The sequence below is a fragment of the Gilliamella sp. App2-1 genome (assembly GCF_001690255.1).
Taxonomy (GTDB): domain Bacteria; phylum Pseudomonadota; class Gammaproteobacteria; order Enterobacterales; family Orbaceae; genus Gilliamella; species Gilliamella apicola_G.
Genome location: NZ_LZGR01000048.1, coordinates 48009 through 62518, shown reverse-complemented (window position 1 = coordinate 62518; position 14510 = coordinate 48009). Strand labels below are relative to the sequence as shown.

General features: G+C 33.8%; 18 protein-coding genes and 1 tRNA gene. 18 read left to right on the top strand and 1 reads right to left on the bottom strand.

Annotated features, from left to right (window positions below; all coding sequences use genetic code 11):
- Window positions 1-309 precede the first annotated feature (309 nt).
- The 11 genes from secG to A9G22_RS06550 all read left to right on the top strand — a co-directional run bounded on the left by secG (window position 310) and on the right by A9G22_RS06550 (window position 9236).
- On the top strand, window positions 310-681 hold the full coding sequence (gene secG, locus A9G22_RS06600) for a preprotein translocase subunit SecG (RefSeq protein ID WP_065587023.1): 372 nt from the start codon (window positions 310-312) through the stop codon (window positions 679-681).
- A 7-nt stretch (window positions 682-688) separates the two neighbouring features.
- Window positions 689-774, top strand: a tRNA-Leu gene (locus A9G22_RS06595).
- A 184-nt stretch (window positions 775-958) separates the two neighbouring features.
- The gene (locus A9G22_RS06590) at window positions 959-2209 is read left to right on the top strand and encodes an integrase domain-containing protein (RefSeq protein ID WP_034882780.1); all 1251 of its coding nucleotides are present in this window, start codon (window positions 959-961) and stop codon (window positions 2207-2209) included.
- A gap of 719 nt (window positions 2210-2928) precedes the next feature.
- On the top strand, window positions 2929-3306 hold the full coding sequence (locus A9G22_RS06585) for a terminase small subunit (protein WP_075508556.1): 378 nt from the start codon (window positions 2929-2931) through the stop codon (window positions 3304-3306).
- A gap of 474 nt (window positions 3307-3780) precedes the next feature.
- Window positions 3781-4803, top strand: coding sequence for an Abi family protein (locus A9G22_RS06580; protein ID WP_075508555.1), 1023 nt, complete (start codon window positions 3781-3783; stop codon window positions 4801-4803).
- Between the two features lie 799 nt (window positions 4804-5602).
- Complete coding sequence (locus A9G22_RS06575; protein ID WP_075508554.1) at window positions 5603-5785, top strand: hypothetical protein; 183 nt, start codon at window positions 5603-5605, stop codon at window positions 5783-5785.
- Window positions 5772-6323, top strand: a complete 552-nt coding sequence (locus tag A9G22_RS06570; RefSeq protein WP_218058759.1) for a hypothetical protein — start codon at window positions 5772-5774, stop codon at window positions 6321-6323. The genes A9G22_RS06575 and A9G22_RS06570 overlap by 14 nt, the downstream gene beginning before the upstream one ends.
- 162 nt (window positions 6324-6485) lie before the next feature.
- Window positions 6486-7640, top strand: coding sequence for a DUF6387 family protein (locus tag A9G22_RS06565; RefSeq protein WP_075508553.1), 1155 nt, complete (start codon window positions 6486-6488; stop codon window positions 7638-7640).
- Window positions 7641-7760: 120 nt separating this feature from the next.
- Window positions 7761-7961 (top strand): helix-turn-helix transcriptional regulator, encoded by a 201-nt coding sequence (locus A9G22_RS06560; protein WP_075508552.1) that lies wholly within the window; start codon window positions 7761-7763, stop codon window positions 7959-7961.
- The gene (locus A9G22_RS06555; protein ID WP_075508551.1) at window positions 7961-8374 is read left to right on the top strand and encodes a hypothetical protein; all 414 of its coding nucleotides are present in this window, start codon (window positions 7961-7963) and stop codon (window positions 8372-8374) included. Before A9G22_RS06560 ends, A9G22_RS06555 begins: the two co-directional genes overlap by 1 nt.
- A 100-nt stretch (window positions 8375-8474) precedes the next feature.
- Entirely contained in the window at window positions 8475-9236 is a 762-nt protein-coding gene (locus A9G22_RS06550; RefSeq protein ID WP_082264515.1) for an antA/AntB antirepressor family protein, read from the top strand.
- A gap of 304 nt (window positions 9237-9540) precedes the next feature.
- Here A9G22_RS06550 and A9G22_RS11400 read toward each other — a convergent pair whose 3' ends face one another.
- Complete coding sequence (locus tag A9G22_RS11400; protein WP_176700243.1) at window positions 9541-9714, bottom strand: hypothetical protein; 174 nt, start codon at window positions 9712-9714, stop codon at window positions 9541-9543.
- A 130-nt stretch (window positions 9715-9844) separates the two neighbouring features.
- On the opposite strand from A9G22_RS11400, the gene A9G22_RS06545 reads away from it, so the two are divergent.
- The 7 genes from A9G22_RS06545 to A9G22_RS06515 are packed head-to-tail and all read left to right on the top strand — an operon-like array spanning window position 9845 to window position 13760.
- Entirely contained in the window at window positions 9845-10186 is a 342-nt protein-coding gene (locus tag A9G22_RS06545) for a hypothetical protein (RefSeq protein WP_075508550.1), read from the top strand.
- Between the two features lies 1 nt (window position 10187).
- The gene (locus A9G22_RS06540; protein ID WP_075508549.1) at window positions 10188-10403 is read left to right on the top strand and encodes a host cell division inhibitor Icd-like protein; all 216 of its coding nucleotides are present in this window, start codon (window positions 10188-10190) and stop codon (window positions 10401-10403) included.
- Window positions 10396-10623, top strand: a complete 228-nt coding sequence (locus A9G22_RS06535) for a hypothetical protein (RefSeq protein ID WP_075508548.1) — start codon at window positions 10396-10398, stop codon at window positions 10621-10623. Before A9G22_RS06540 ends, A9G22_RS06535 begins: the two co-directional genes overlap by 8 nt.
- Entirely contained in the window at window positions 10616-10837 is a 222-nt protein-coding gene (locus A9G22_RS06530; RefSeq protein ID WP_075508547.1) for a hypothetical protein, read from the top strand. The genes A9G22_RS06535 and A9G22_RS06530 overlap by 8 nt, the downstream gene beginning before the upstream one ends.
- Window positions 10824-11003, top strand: a complete 180-nt coding sequence (locus A9G22_RS06525; protein ID WP_075508546.1) for a hypothetical protein — start codon at window positions 10824-10826, stop codon at window positions 11001-11003. Before A9G22_RS06530 ends, A9G22_RS06525 begins: the two co-directional genes overlap by 14 nt.
- A 3-nt stretch (window positions 11004-11006) precedes the next feature.
- Entirely contained in the window at window positions 11007-11381 is a 375-nt protein-coding gene (locus A9G22_RS06520) for a hypothetical protein (RefSeq protein ID WP_075508545.1), read from the top strand.
- Between the two features lie 9 nt (window positions 11382-11390).
- Window positions 11391-13760, top strand: coding sequence for a primase-helicase zinc-binding domain-containing protein (locus A9G22_RS06515; RefSeq protein ID WP_075508544.1), 2370 nt, complete (start codon window positions 11391-11393; stop codon window positions 13758-13760).
- Window positions 13761-14510 lie beyond the last annotated feature (750 nt).

Genomic DNA, 14510 nt, shown 5'->3' with positions numbered 1-14510 from the left:
TTTCCCCAAAAACTGACAATTGATTATGAGAAATATATCTAATGACTATTTCAACTAACTTAATTAAATTTTACCAAATTAAAAATCATAATTAATTTATTGAAATAAAATTAGTGGTATACCAATAATATACTCCTTAACAAAGGTAAATCATCAACACATGAAATACGTGTTCTTGCTAATTAAAAAGTATAAATGCTCAAAATATACCAACTATATCTGAAATTTTACTTGCTTGTTGGGCTGTCTTTCGCTAATATTTCACATCAATAAATTCTGTTATATAACATAAAAAATTGACAGGTTGAAATGTACGAATTTTTAATTATAAGTTATTTAATTATTGCGGTTATAATAGTTGCATTAGTTTTAATACAACGAGGTAAAGGTGCTGACATGGGCTCGTCTTTTGGTGCAGGTGCATCTGCAACTTTGTTTGGTTCGTCAGGCAGTGGGAATTTTTTAACTCGTTCTACGACTTTATTAGGCGTTTTGTTTTTTGTAATAAGCATTTTACTGTCGAATTTAGGTAGTAAACCACATACAAATTTAACTAGCGAATTTGACAACATTGAAGATAGTGTACCAGCAACACAGCTAAATAAAGGCAATACAGAGTCTACAACGGCTCCTGCAAGTCAACCTATACAACAAAATTCAACATCAGATATTCCTGAATAAAAACGGCGCCGTGGTGGTGAAATTGGTAGACACGCTATCTTGAGGGGGTAGTGCTCTAAGAGCATGCGGGTTCAAGTCCCGCCCACGGCACCAAATCAATAAACAGTAACATTCTTTTAAAACCAACAAAGCACACCAAACCCAGTAATAACAAGCTTTAAAGTCTATTTTATTGCCCATTAAGTATCAGTAAGGTACATTTACAACCAAAAATAATGGGGGTATATTTGGGGGTATAATTAAATACCCTATTATTGCGTACCCCCAAAGGTGAACAATGGCTGTAAAAACTACTCCCTTAACTGACACACAAATAAAAGCATTAAAAGCCACTAGTAAGGATAAAAAGTATTTTGATGGTGGAGGTCTTTTTTTGTTAGTTAAACCGACAGGGGTTAAATTATGGCGATTTAAATATAAAAAGCCAATATCACATAAAGAGACATTATTATCTTTCGGTAAATACCCAGAAACATCGCTACAACAAGCGCGAAAACAACGAGATGAAGCGCGAGAATTAATAAAGCAAGGGATAGATCCACAACATCACAAAGCGGAACAAGAACAACGTAAGCAAGAAGCTTGTAATAATACCTTTTACGCTATGGCTGAGAAATGGTTCAAATTCAAAACAGAACAAGGTTTAGAAGAACAAACACTCAAAAAGGCTTGGCGTTCATTAGAAAATCATGTTTTCCCTTATATAAAAGATATTCCAATAAACCAAGTAACAGCTATCAAAGCAATTAACGCATTACAGCCATTAAATAACAATAACAAATACGAAACAGTAAAAAGAGTTTGTCGGCGAATTAATGAAATAATGTATTATGCTGTCAATATGGGAATTATCGATAATAACCCTCTAGCTAAAATCACCGACGTATTTAATAGCCCGAAAGTAAAAAATCAGCCAACTATTCCCCCTACTGAGTTACCGCAGTTCATGCAAGCTTTAGCTATGGCAAAGATTGAATTACAAACTAGATGCGTGATTGAATGGCAGTTATTAACATTAACGCGACCAAGTGAAGCCGTAGGGGCTAAGTGGGAAGAAATTAATCTAGATAAAAAATTATGGAGTATTCCTGCCGAACGCATGAAAATGGATAGACCACACAATATACCCTTATCACCGCAAGCAATAAAAATACTTGAGATAATGAAATCTATTAATCATAAAAGTGAGTTTGTTTTCCCAACAGCAAGACCGCCTTATAACAAGCCAATGAGTAGCCAAACCGCTAACATGGCAATAAAGCGCATGGGATACAAAGATAAGTTAGTTGCGCATGGATTAAGAGCTTTAGCTAGTACCGCTTTAAACGAACAAGGCTTTAATTATGATGTCATTGAAAGCGCGTTATCGCATGTAGATAAAAACGCAGTAAGGCGAGCCTACAACAAAGCAGAATATGAACATCAAAAGCGTATTATGCTTGACTGGTGGGGTGACTTTGTCGAGCAAGCAAGCCAAGGAAATGTCTCACTATCAGGTAACCGCAATTTAAAGCTAGTTAATCATTAACCATATCGCGCTACCCATACCATATTCATACCGTACCCCATATTTGGGTTACGCTTTCTCATGGATAAAACCATACTCAAATCTGAGTTACTTCAATAATACCCCTCCTCAAAATTGAGGGGAGCTTTTCAAATGTCACCCTTTACCTATGCCAATCATTAGGTTGTTTTTATGCTTACCTCCCCATAATCTTAAACTTTTAATATAAAGTGTTCACTAGTATTCACTAGTGTTCACTACTATACACATTCTTAAAATAATCCTGATCCTGTAATTAACCAATTGAAATATAAATATATTTATATAACGTTATTTTTTTATTAAAATAAAATAATTATTAATCATAATGTTAAGTTAAAGTAATTTTAAGGTTGATCCAGGGCTATTATTGGAGGAAAAGACTAAATGCTCTATGGTGATTTTCACCATTCAGGTATTAAATTTGCAATCTGCTAAAAAGCCAGCAGGTTTATTACATTGGTTTGAGTTACGCAACTATAGCTATTTATGATTCCCCATTTAGTAATAGCAGTCAAAAAAATTATTTCAATTCGCGGTTTTGCATAAAAAGGAGGTTGGGCGGTTTTAGACGTGTAGAGTTATAGAAATTTGCTACCCCCTCCTATTGGCTGGGCTAATTTTGGACACGTTAAAAAGCAATCTAATAATTTGCCTTATTGGATTATAATAACCTTATTATTAGTAAGTTAGATGGCAATATGGTAGGAAGAAAATCAAAATTAAAGGAAATGTTAGAGCTAGGGCAAGAGTATTTGCATAAGCAGGGTTATATCAATAATGGTGAAATGATCCCCTCTGTGGCTGGACTGGCTTTATATGCTAACTGTTCAAGGTCAAGTTTATATAATTACGCAAGTTCAAGCGAAGAATTTAAGGATGTATTAGAACTGATCAAAGCGCGCCAAGAAGTGGAATTAATTAATAAAGGCTTAAAAGGCGAATTTAACGCGAGTATTGCCAAATTGATGCTTGCTAATCATGGTTATTCTGAAAAGCAGATATTAGATCATCAATCTATGGGTAGTGGCATTACAGCCAAATCCCAACCAATGCGTATTGAGCTAGTAGCGCCATAACCAAAAGATTTAACTGCCTGACAAACAAAGAGCATAAAGATGTTTTACGAGTAATTAGAGACTTGTTACCTGCTCAAGTTTTAGACGCTCAAATTGAGCTACTTCATATGGAATTTAAATACCCCAAAATCCGTTTAATTAATGAGAAATAAATACAATTATTTTCAATAAAAAGACAAAAGCAGGTTTAAGAGCTTTTTATTGGTTAGATTAAAAAACAAGCAATCAAAACTAAGTTTAATTTTATTTGAAAACACAATATCTACTTAGCCTTTATGCAAAAATAACTACATATAGTGTTTTTAGAAAAATCTTTTATGTTAAGCACCAATAAAGGTCAATAAACATTAGTAGACATTTAATAAAAAACAGATAAACTTATATCTAACAATGCCCCTACACCACTTTCTATAAGTCAATCTAACAATTGATTTATAGATACGTTCGGGGCTTTCTTTTATCTAAAAATTGTTTATGAAAATAACAAAAAAAACAATTAAATGCTATAAAAGTTATGATCAACAGCTTGAGCTTTTGAAAAAAAGAGGGATGGTCATATCTGATGAAGAATGGGCGATTAAGAAACTAAAACAGGTGGGTTATTATAGATTATCTGGTTTCTGGTATCGATATCGCTGTCCTATTACTTTTTATCTACAGCAATCCCCGCAGTATTTGATATTAAATCCAATTCGTTTTCCAAGCATCCCAAAGAGGAAAAATATTTTTACTCCCAATACGACGATTGAAAAAATTAACTCTTTATATCTTTTTGATTGTGAATTAAAGATATTATTATTTGAAGGAATTGCTAGAATTGAAAATTTTATGAGATCAGTTATAGCTCATACTATAGGCGAAATTGATCCACTGGGGTACAAAAACAGATCTCTTATAGATACATTTTACTTGAATACGAATAATGGGTCTAAATCAAAATATGACCAGTGGTTGGATAAACTTAATAATAGTATAGAAAACAGTAAAGATGATTGTATTCGTTGGCATAAAGAAAATTATCAAGATATTCCTATTTGGGCTGTAACAGAAATATGGGATTTTGGAATGTTATCTAAATTTTATGGAATGCTGAAAGATACGTATAAATTAGGTATATGCCAAGCAATCTTTAATGACAAAAGATTGGCCAACTCCCATAAGAAAAATATGCAAGCCGCATTACAACATTTAAATATTATAAGAAATAAATGTGCTCACCACGCTAGAATTTGGAATATTTCAATAAATTCCCCTAAATTTAATCTAAAATTGGTAGATGAATTAAAGATTATTAACCCTAAAGATGTCAGTTGGGAAAAGATATTTGGAACTATTTGTTTAATGTGGATGTTAATAAGGTTATTTAGTACTAATTCAGAATGGTTAAAAAAAATTATCAATCATATAGGCCGCTTACCTATTTTAGTTGATGATGTTAATTATAGTGAAATGGGATTTACTTATGACCACTTAGATAATTTAAAAAAGTTGATTTAACTGCTCCCATTTTTATGTATAAATGAACAGTTCTATAATTTATCTAAAAGCATATAACTGTATTATTTGCGTCTATGCTGATCTATTCACAATAAAAATAGGTATCCACTTAGGTAGCCAGTGAAAAGACTTTAAAATAATGGATACTAATTATGGATACATTGTAATAGTGTTGATTATACCTAATTTTGTGCCCGTTAATTATATTGATAAAGCTGGCTAGCAATTATTAAAATGGCTTATTAAAAGATGATCCAAATTTGGATGATGAAATAAGACAGGCGGTTATATTTGAATACGATAGAAGATAATATATGTGCCAACCATCGTATATCTCTTTGGTTTAACTAATGTGAAATCTGATGAACTGGTACGCACAAAGGTACGCACCAAAAATATATTTAACGAATAGCAACTATATAGAAGATCATGCTGAAATAATTACTACTTCTCGCTTCCATAAAAAAATGGAGGCAGCTTATCCTTTATTATGAAGATAGCTATAATTGTAGTATCTTCTGTGGGGGGGGAATTTAAAAATCCCGATAAAGGCTTATTATTTTGCTGATAAACGTGCTTTATGTTTTGAAGCAGCGCGACGAATTAAATATTTATTGCTGTTTTTTGCAAATGCTCTCATTTCTTTATCCTCAAGTGTTATTTTAATTATGTAATTTTAACATAATTAAACTTTGTTTATTTATATGCATTTTTAAACAGTTAAATACATATTGATATAACAAAATAGAACTATATAATATTACACAACTGCGCAATATTAGTTTTAAGGAGGCGTAACATGGCAACATCATCATTTAGCAAAACGTTTGTTTTGGCTGATTCTAGTGGCATTGACACTCTTATTGAACTAGATAAAGCACCAAATAAAATTAAAACTCGCGATAGAGACGATAAAGCAGAATCCCAAAAAGCAGTAAAATTATTTTCTAAAGTTTTAACCCGAAAAAATGCTCACGGTTAATCTAGATGAACTTATTAATGAATATGACGAGGAGGAAATAAAAAGCCTCCTTTGTTGTTTCTCATGCGATAAAAATAAAGATTTAGAGAATTTTTTATGTAATTCAGCAATAGAATTTAGCAAAAGGAACGTATCAAAAACCTATCTTATTATCAACGAAGATAATCTTAATATTCTCGCCTATTTTTCTTTAGCATTTACATCAATACAATCAAGTAATTTTGAAATATCTAAAACATTAGTATCTAGTATGGATGGATTTAATAAGCACGCTACAGAAATAAAAGTTCATTTGATTGGGCAAATTGGCAAAAATTTCGCAGTTGAAAATAATCCTATAAATCTTGGGTTAATATTACAAGAAACTTTCACAATAATTAAACAAATCCGCGCTATGGCTGGCGGTAGATTTGCTATATTAGAATGTAATAATAATCCCTCATTGATAGCACTATATAAAAAATACGGATTTAAAATATTGCCCACCAAAGAAGATGGTGATCATCTTATCACTATGTGTATAAAAATTCCTGATTAGTAACCTCAATAATTTCATACCTAAAACAATTCCATGTACATAAACACAGCGCTATAATGTACCTAACTGTATATTACTGTATTATTTGCGTCTAGGCTGATCCCCGAACATTCGCAACCCTAGCGAACTGGCGCAAATATCTATTAGGGGCGTGAGGGGCGTATGGATAGTGATATTCAATATTTAAAACAATTTATTGATGTTTCATTCTATGATGAAGTTACCGCTAATTATAATTTGTTGGATTGGTTTATTGCTTTTGATTTACGTTATCGAGCTTATGAGCATACTTTCGAGAGACAAGAAATTATTGATAATGGTTATAATGAATATAAAGAGTTTTTTAAGGAAGAATTTGAAGATGACATAAAACAAGAATGGGATGAACTTCCAACTAATAAAAAAAAGAGCTTTTATGAATACTTTATGCCCTGCATTCCTTCAAAAGTAGATTATTTGATTAGTATTTCTCATATTGATGAAAGAGAACATAAAAGATTTTTCAAATGTAGCAATGCGATAATTAATAAAACTATTTTTGAGACAAATAAACAACATGAATACTCATTATATGAAAATGGTACTATTAATATTCCTATTGCTTTATTAGATTTGAAGTCAATTTTTTTAAATATGAAATCCCAACTATTTTATTATGGAATAACAGATAAACAAAAAGAGATCATCGCTAACTATTTGCTTAGTAGTGTTAAAGATAATCGAAATGTTAAAATTGAAGAATCAGACTATCTAAAGAACAGAAAAAAAATGAATGATCTACCGGATAGTGTAGGTTGGTTTTCACAAGGGAATAACGTTTTCACTGAAATAAACTTAAATACACCAGATGATCTTTTGATAGAGAATTTTAAAAACTGGTTACCAACGGCAAGAAAAACAGCAGAAGAGTTATATAATAAGCATCATAAAGCTATTTGTGATAAACATTACAAAAATGGTTTTTATTCCCCTAGTAATGAAAATGATTTAAACATACAAGATCGGGAGATTCCCAAAATCATCAGAAATAAAATTAAAAACGTTGATATAAAAAAATGGAGAGAACATAGAGTACTAGCTTATATTGATTTAGTTATATTGGCATCAAGGTTTAATATAAAACTTACTCAAACAAATATAGCCGATATTATTTATAGTGATATCTATGTTAATAGAGAAGAAAAATTAAGAAAAACATTAAAACCTGCATTAATAAAATTATATGGTGATCAAACCGCTAGTTATTTTAGTATTAAGAGGCATGGTTATTATCGAGAAATACTTACCAAGTATATTGCAGAGTATAGAGAACCATAAAAACGGAAGAAAAATTTTTTATTTCTTTCCGGTAAGAAATATATTTAATATATCCCTTAATAACCCAATTACTTAACGCAATAATACAGTTATAAAAAAACAAAAAGAGGTTATAACTGTATGAAAAACCAAATCCTATCCAAACAAGAAGTAAAAACCTTACTACATTTCAAATCTGACACTAGCCTTTACACGCTAGAGAAGAAAGATAAAACTTTTCCGCAAAAAATTAGAATCGGTTTACGCCGTGTTGGCTATCGAGCTGATGAGATTTACTCTTGGCTTGAATCTCGCAGAGTAGAACGTCGCGAGGTAGCATAATGGTGATAAAGCAAAACCCTCTATACCGTGAAATAATCGAGGGCTTAAATTGGTGCTTTGACAACGCCAATCATAGCCAATCTGATTATAAAAAGCTACCTAAAAAGCCAAGAGCTTACCTATTAATTGCGTGTACTGGTGACAATGGTATTACCGAAAATGAGATATTGCGCACCTGTAGGCTTTCTAGTGGTAGAAATTACTGTTCAGAACTAGAAAGAAAGTTAGGCATCACATTAAAGCGCATGGATGAACCTAATACCGACGGAATAGGCTCACACTATCGCTATTACCTAGCCAATAAGGAAGATGCTCAAAAGGTGGTTAATCTGATTCTTAGTTATGAAAATAGCTTATTAACTGAATCGGATATCAGCCAAATTTTAGCCCTTTATCCAAGCAAAGCAGCTTAATTAATTGATTTTATAGCAAAGCTCATTTTTGAGCCGACGGTATCCCTTTGCCTAAATTTAGCTAAAAGAGGGATTTTTCGACAAGTTAGGAGTAATACTTATGACAGAGTTTAATCATTTAGTACCAGTAACAGATACGCAATTAAACGGCAAATTACAACAAACAGTTAGCGCAAAGGCTTTACATAATTACTTAAAAGTAGGAAATGATTTTTCAACATGGATAAAGGGAAGAATAAAAGAATATGGGCTTATTAAAAATGATGATTTTTTAATCTTTGATTCATCAGAATTCAGGAATCAAAGTACAAATAATGAACAACAAATAAAATGGACAACTAAGCGAGGTGGAGATCGTAAAAGTACAGATTACATCCTTACAATCGGAACCGCTAAAGAATTGGCGATGATTGAAAACAACGAGAAAGGACGAGCAATAAGAAAGTACTTTATACGTTGTGAAGAGCACCTTAAAGAAATCGCGCCAACAATCCAAAAGAAAGCTCTTAAGCGGTTAAAAGCACGTTTAGAAGTCGCAGATTATAGCCGTCCTATGTGTGACGCTTTAGCTATACAACGATTATCCCTAGGCAAGGAGACCAAGCCACATCACTATACTAATGAATTTGATATGATTAATCGTATTGTACTTGGCATGACAGCAAAGGCTTACCGAAAAGCTCATAATCTCACGGGTGATATTCGCGACCATATCACTGAAGAACAGCTTAATCACTTAGCTTACCTTGAGAAATCCAATATCACGTTAATAGATATGGGTTGGAATTATGAAAAACGAAAAGCAGAACTCATCAAGCTATCACAAAGCTACATGATTCGGTTATTGGGTAAGGTGGCTTAATTATGATGACTACACACCCATTTAACGCCTTAGCAATAGGACAGTATACCCAAGCCCCAAATAATCGCTTAAATTGCTATTTTAACGGAATTAACGCCATCCAAAAGGTGAAATCATTCTTCTTGGTTGGCAATAATTCTAGTTTTCAGTCAAAAAAGCCTATTTCAGTGGAAACCAGTGTAAAAGTACGCACTAAGTACGCAGTGAAAACCGTTTTTTTAATGCGTACTAATCATTGCATGGGGTTGAATTTTAAAAGTAGGTTTATTGAGTCCATAAAAAGAAACCACAAGAAACTTAATTATTATGCTTTAGGTATAATTCCTCGTGATTGTAATTCTTTTCTTAAAACTCTTTTAATCCAAGTAGCCAAGCTAGTATCGCCATCTTTCATAGCTTCTTCTTCTAACTGTTGCCGAAATTCTTCGGTTAATCGCATTTGGTATTGTGGTGATCTTTTTTCTTTTGGTGTTGACATAGTAATTACCCGATATTATTATAATTACACGGTAACGACCATTATAATGGTCGCGCCCCAAAAAACAATAGCCCAAAGAGTTCACACCTCAATGAGCTATCTAACCACAAACATTAAACGGAGTAATGCTATGGCTAATAGTAATGATACCCTACGCCCTAAAAATGGGCAACCTGACCTATCTAATTTAATTTCTGTTTTAAATCTCTATCAAGCAGATATTCCAACACACCATTTACTACAAGCTGAGAACCATTTTGAAGAACTACAACAATCAATTTTATGGGGAATAGGTGCGATTGGTAACCTGATGTTTTGGGCTAGTGAAAATGAGAGTTATTCGGAGCAGAACCTTAAAAGTGATATGCGTGATATTGGCTATTTACTAGCACAATTAAGGGATGTTGCCTGTTTCGCTTCAAATCAAATTAACCTACTTGATGCTACACAAAACCATAAGGGAGGTAAATAGTATGTTGAAAACGAATTATCAAGAAAAAAGTAATCGTGAAACTAAACTATTTAAATTCTATGACCTTACTACTGCCAAAGTATTTGAGGCATTAGCTCCTACAGAACAACAAGCTAGAAAAAGTCTAGGCAAATCATCCCTTATCTTTATTGCCAGAATTCGCTTATATCCAGTTATTGAAGACACTAGAAGCTTTGGAGGTTATAGCCATGAATAACGATCAGTTAATTTGTAATGTTGAATCTAAACTTATTCAAGTTCGGAGCATGGCTAAAATCGCCTTAGACAATACTAATCATAAGTACGCAGGATATGATGAGCCTTTCATCGAACAAACCGACATGAGTAATTTACTGTGGGTTATCGTTGATTTAGTAGAGCAAGCTTTTGATGAGTTACAAGAGTACGGGTTAAAGGAGGAGAAAAACAATGGCTAATATCTCACTGGACGCAATTAATACTATCAATACAAAACTAGGACAAGCTAACGCTATCACCACGCTTTTAATGGCTGATTGTGATTCTAATACACCAATTAATGATGAGTTACGCGCCTATGCCCTTGATGCTGTATCAGACTTAATTAACGATTCTAAAAAGCTATTTAGAAGCGAAACCGAGCGCAAGGAGGCAAAGAATGAAAGAGTTTGATTTTGTCCATAACGATGACGGCACTATTACCGCATTAAGGCTTAAAAATGGCAAATATGTAGCACTACTTTCTTTTGGCAAGGATGAAATCTCTGATTTACTTGCTGATGTTACTAAGCGACTACCGCCCGAAGTTAGGCGATACATGGCACAAATTAAGGGGTAAATCATGGATAATCAGCAAGAAGTAACAGCAATTCATCATAGTATCGTTGATTCTACCATGGCGATTATCGCAGGCTTATTTTTAATTGAGCAGATTAATAAAAACGGTGCCAAGGTGTTTATTCATGACGGTATCAAGATTGATATTGATAAAGATTTAATTGTGTTAGGGCTAAAAATGAATCTTAAAGATAGCTTAATTGAAGACTTTGGCGAAAGTGATGGCTTAAATCGCACCTATGGACTACTAAAAGAGATGTACAGCGAAAGCAATGATAAACCTATGGCACTAACACAATTAGGGCAAGAAATGCTTGCATCGTTATTTATTGATTTAGCCGAAGATATTAAAGCTGAATCTAGCTCGACAATTCATTAAGGGGATGTGATGAAAATCAATGAAATTACAACCCAAGCTATAGGTAAATGGGATTATATCTTTCAATCATTAGGTATTGAAGTGGGTAATGGCAAGCATTGCCCTTGCCCTGTCTGTGGCGGTAAAGATAGATTTAGATTTGATAATCAAAATGGTAGAGGTACGTACATCTGTAACCAGTGCGGTAGTGGTGATGGCTTAGAGCTTATCAAAAACTATTGTCAATGTGACGCTAAAGAAGCATCAAATAAAGTAGCGGAATGTTTAAATCTGTCTAATCAGAATAACAAAATACGGGAAAATCTCGTATTTAGAAAAATAGATTCTGAACAATTACATAATGATAACATACCAGATAATCCCGTATGTAAAAAGGTCGAGTATTTGCTATCTAAAGCAACATTAGGGCAATCTCAATACCTGACCAAGAAAGGGTTAACCTTTGATTTACCCTTGTTAGATAACGGGCGCATTTTTGTGCCTATGCTGAATCTTCATAATGAATACGCAGGTGGTCAATTTATCGAACCTGATGGCAGTAAGCACTTAATGAAAGACTCAAATAAGAAAAGTGCTTTTATATTAGTGCGCTCAGTTTTGAGCAGACCTGCCGAGGTGTGCGCAAATTTGCTCGCACATAATGAAATTATTATCTGTGAGGGTTTAGCCACAGGGATATCGATAGCGGAATTCCGCCAACAGTCTATTGTTATATCCGCCATTGACGCAGGCAATCTTATTCATGTAGCCAAGGCTATTCGTGAACTAAATCCTACCGTTAAAATCATTATCGCAGGTGATAACGATATTGGTCAAAGCCCGAATACGGGCTTAGCTAAAGCAATAGAAGCTTCTCAAGCGGTAAATGGTTATTACTCCATTCCTGATACAGATTATAAATGTGATTGGGATGATTATAGGCAACAATTTGGAAGCGATAACGCTTCGGCTCATTTTAATAAAAACCTCATAAAACCAGAGTTACCAACCGTGACAAAACTTAACATGCAAAACGAGTTATCAAGTATGAACCTATCGCAAATGGCATCAAGTCAACGGGCTGAACTGCTCAATCAATATTATGATAATAACCTTGCAATTAATCTTACTACCGATGAAATCTATCACTATCAAGATAACGCATGGCAACCTATAAGCGATAAACTGCTAATGCGAACACTAGCCGATTTATTCACTCAATCAGGCGAGCCATTTAACCCTATGCGAATTAGCTCAGCGGTTGAATCGCTCAGGTTATCACTGCCTATAATGGGAACACCTCAGAAAGATTTAATCTGCTTTAAAAATGGCGTATATGAGCTAAAAAGCCAAACCTTTAGACCTCACAATAAGCAAGATTGGTTATTAGTCAGTAATGATATTGATTACTACCCTGCCAAAGAAAATGAATCTTTTGATACTCACGCGCCAAACTTCGCTAAATGGCTAAAAAAAGCATCGGGCAATCAAGATAAGGCTAAAAATATCTTAGCTGCGCTATATATGATATTGGCTAACCGTCATGACTGGCAATTATTCTTAGAGGTTACAGGCGCAGGTGGTAGCGGTAAAAGTGTTTTTGCTGAAATTGCGACGATGTTGTCAGGTAAAAACAATACTGTAATAGGCACTATGGACGCATTAGAAAAGGCAAGGGACAGAGCCTTAATCGTGGGTTACTCATTAGTCATCTTACCCGACCAACCGCGTTATATGGGCAGTGGCGCAGGATTAAAAGCAATTACTGGCGGTGATGAAGTCGCAATAGACCCAAAACACAAGCAACCCTATTCTTGTAAAATCCCTGCGGTAGTCTTGGTTATCAATAACGAGGTAATGAGATTTAACGAGCGTAACGGCGGTATATCACGGCGTAGGGTTATCTTTCACTTTGACGAAGTCATCCCTGAAAAAGAGCGAGATTTAAACTTGGTTAGCAAAATAGAGCAAGAGCTCCCCTCAATTGTGAGGTTGCTATTAAATGAGTTTACCAGTCCAGCAGAAGCTAAAGAAAGACTACACCAGCAACAACAATCAGACGAAGCGACGGCGATTAAACGCGAATCTGACCACTTGGTAGATTTTTGTAGTTATCTTGATGTGCTGGATCATCCTAATGGTATGCTTATGGGTAATTTAGGCATAATACCATTTAACCCTAAAAAATATTTATATCATGCTTATATTGAGTATGTGCGCAATACAGGGCTTAATAATCCATTGTCCTTGAGTGGGTTCGGTTTATCATTAAATTACGCCATAAAAGAAAATAGAAAGGCGTACATTAAAAAACGAACTAATATAGGGGTAAAAACTAATTTAGAAATAAACCCAGATATGTGTAAAGATTGGCTACCTAAAGCCGAAGATCCTAACTAGTAGCTCAAATTGAACCACTAAAATAAGACCGCCCTAATTGGCGGTTTTTTATTGAGTGAATACCTAAAGTGTATACTTGTGAATAGTAAACATTTAAGTATACACCACTCAAACCCTTTTAGAATAAGGCTTCAAGCAGGTAGTGAACACCGTGCATACTTTTTTATTAAATTTTATTTTTATGGGGGGGGGAGGTATAAAAATCTAAAACATAATTAACGGATACCGCTCACCTAGATAAATTTTTACACCGTCAAAATTCTAAAACCAATTTTTAACCTTTCAATTTGGCAAGATTAAAATACCTAATATTGGGGGTCAGTTTTTATTTTGGGGGTACAAATGGGGGTACGGCAAACAGAAGAAACAAACACAATGCTTTATGAAAAATGATTTAAACAGCGCTTTTCAAGTCCCGCCCACGCACCAAATCAATAAACAGTAATATTCTTTTAACCCCAACAAAGCACACCAAAACCAGTAATAACAAGCCTTAAAGTCTATTTTATTGCCCATTAAGTATCAGTAAGGTACATTTACAACCAAAATTTTTAGTTATATGGTTAGTTATACGAAACTATATACTAAAATTATTATGGCAAGAAAAATTCACCCATTAATAAGATACTCAAACTGCCATGCTAAGAGGCAAGGACTGCTGTTTTTATTTGATGGTGGAAGTGATCCTGCCAAAGATTAGACAGAGTACGCCTTTATAAAATGGCTTAATTTGGCTCAATACCTCATATT

Excerpts from the sequence above, each read along its gene's own strand:
- secG (WP_065587023.1), top strand. The coding sequence starts at position 310 with ATGTACGAATTTTTAATTATAAGTTATTTAATTATTGCGGTTATAATA.
- A9G22_RS06590 (WP_034882780.1), top strand. The coding sequence starts at position 959 with ATGGCTGTAAAAACTACTCCCTTAACTGACACACAAATAAAAGCATTA.
- A9G22_RS06585 (WP_075508556.1), top strand. The coding sequence starts at position 2,929 with ATGGTAGGAAGAAAATCAAAATTAAAGGAAATGTTAGAGCTAGGGCAA.
- A9G22_RS06580 (WP_075508555.1), top strand. The coding sequence starts at position 3,781 with ATGAAAATAACAAAAAAAACAATTAAATGCTATAAAAGTTATGATCAA.
- A9G22_RS06575 (WP_075508554.1), top strand. The coding sequence starts at position 5,603 with ATGGCAACATCATCATTTAGCAAAACGTTTGTTTTGGCTGATTCTAGT.
- A9G22_RS06570 (WP_218058759.1), top strand. The coding sequence starts at position 5,772 with ATGCTCACGGTTAATCTAGATGAACTTATTAATGAATATGACGAGGAG.
- A9G22_RS06565 (WP_075508553.1), top strand. The coding sequence starts at position 6,486 with ATGGATAGTGATATTCAATATTTAAAACAATTTATTGATGTTTCATTC.
- A9G22_RS06560 (WP_075508552.1), top strand. The coding sequence starts at position 7,761 with ATGAAAAACCAAATCCTATCCAAACAAGAAGTAAAAACCTTACTACAT.
- A9G22_RS06555 (WP_075508551.1), top strand. The coding sequence starts at position 7,961 with ATGGTGATAAAGCAAAACCCTCTATACCGTGAAATAATCGAGGGCTTA.
- A9G22_RS06550 (WP_082264515.1), top strand. The coding sequence starts at position 8,475 with ATGACAGAGTTTAATCATTTAGTACCAGTAACAGATACGCAATTAAAC.
- A9G22_RS11400 (WP_176700243.1), bottom strand. The coding sequence starts at position 9,714 with ATGTCAACACCAAAAGAAAAAAGATCACCACAATACCAAATGCGATTA.
- A9G22_RS06545 (WP_075508550.1), top strand. The coding sequence starts at position 9,845 with ATGGCTAATAGTAATGATACCCTACGCCCTAAAAATGGGCAACCTGAC.
- A9G22_RS06540 (WP_075508549.1), top strand. The coding sequence starts at position 10,188 with ATGTTGAAAACGAATTATCAAGAAAAAAGTAATCGTGAAACTAAACTA.
- A9G22_RS06535 (WP_075508548.1), top strand. The coding sequence starts at position 10,396 with ATGAATAACGATCAGTTAATTTGTAATGTTGAATCTAAACTTATTCAA.
- A9G22_RS06530 (WP_075508547.1), top strand. The coding sequence starts at position 10,616 with ATGGCTAATATCTCACTGGACGCAATTAATACTATCAATACAAAACTA.
- A9G22_RS06525 (WP_075508546.1), top strand. The coding sequence starts at position 10,824 with ATGAAAGAGTTTGATTTTGTCCATAACGATGACGGCACTATTACCGCA.
- A9G22_RS06520 (WP_075508545.1), top strand. The coding sequence starts at position 11,007 with ATGGATAATCAGCAAGAAGTAACAGCAATTCATCATAGTATCGTTGAT.
- A9G22_RS06515 (WP_075508544.1), top strand. The coding sequence starts at position 11,391 with ATGAAAATCAATGAAATTACAACCCAAGCTATAGGTAAATGGGATTAT.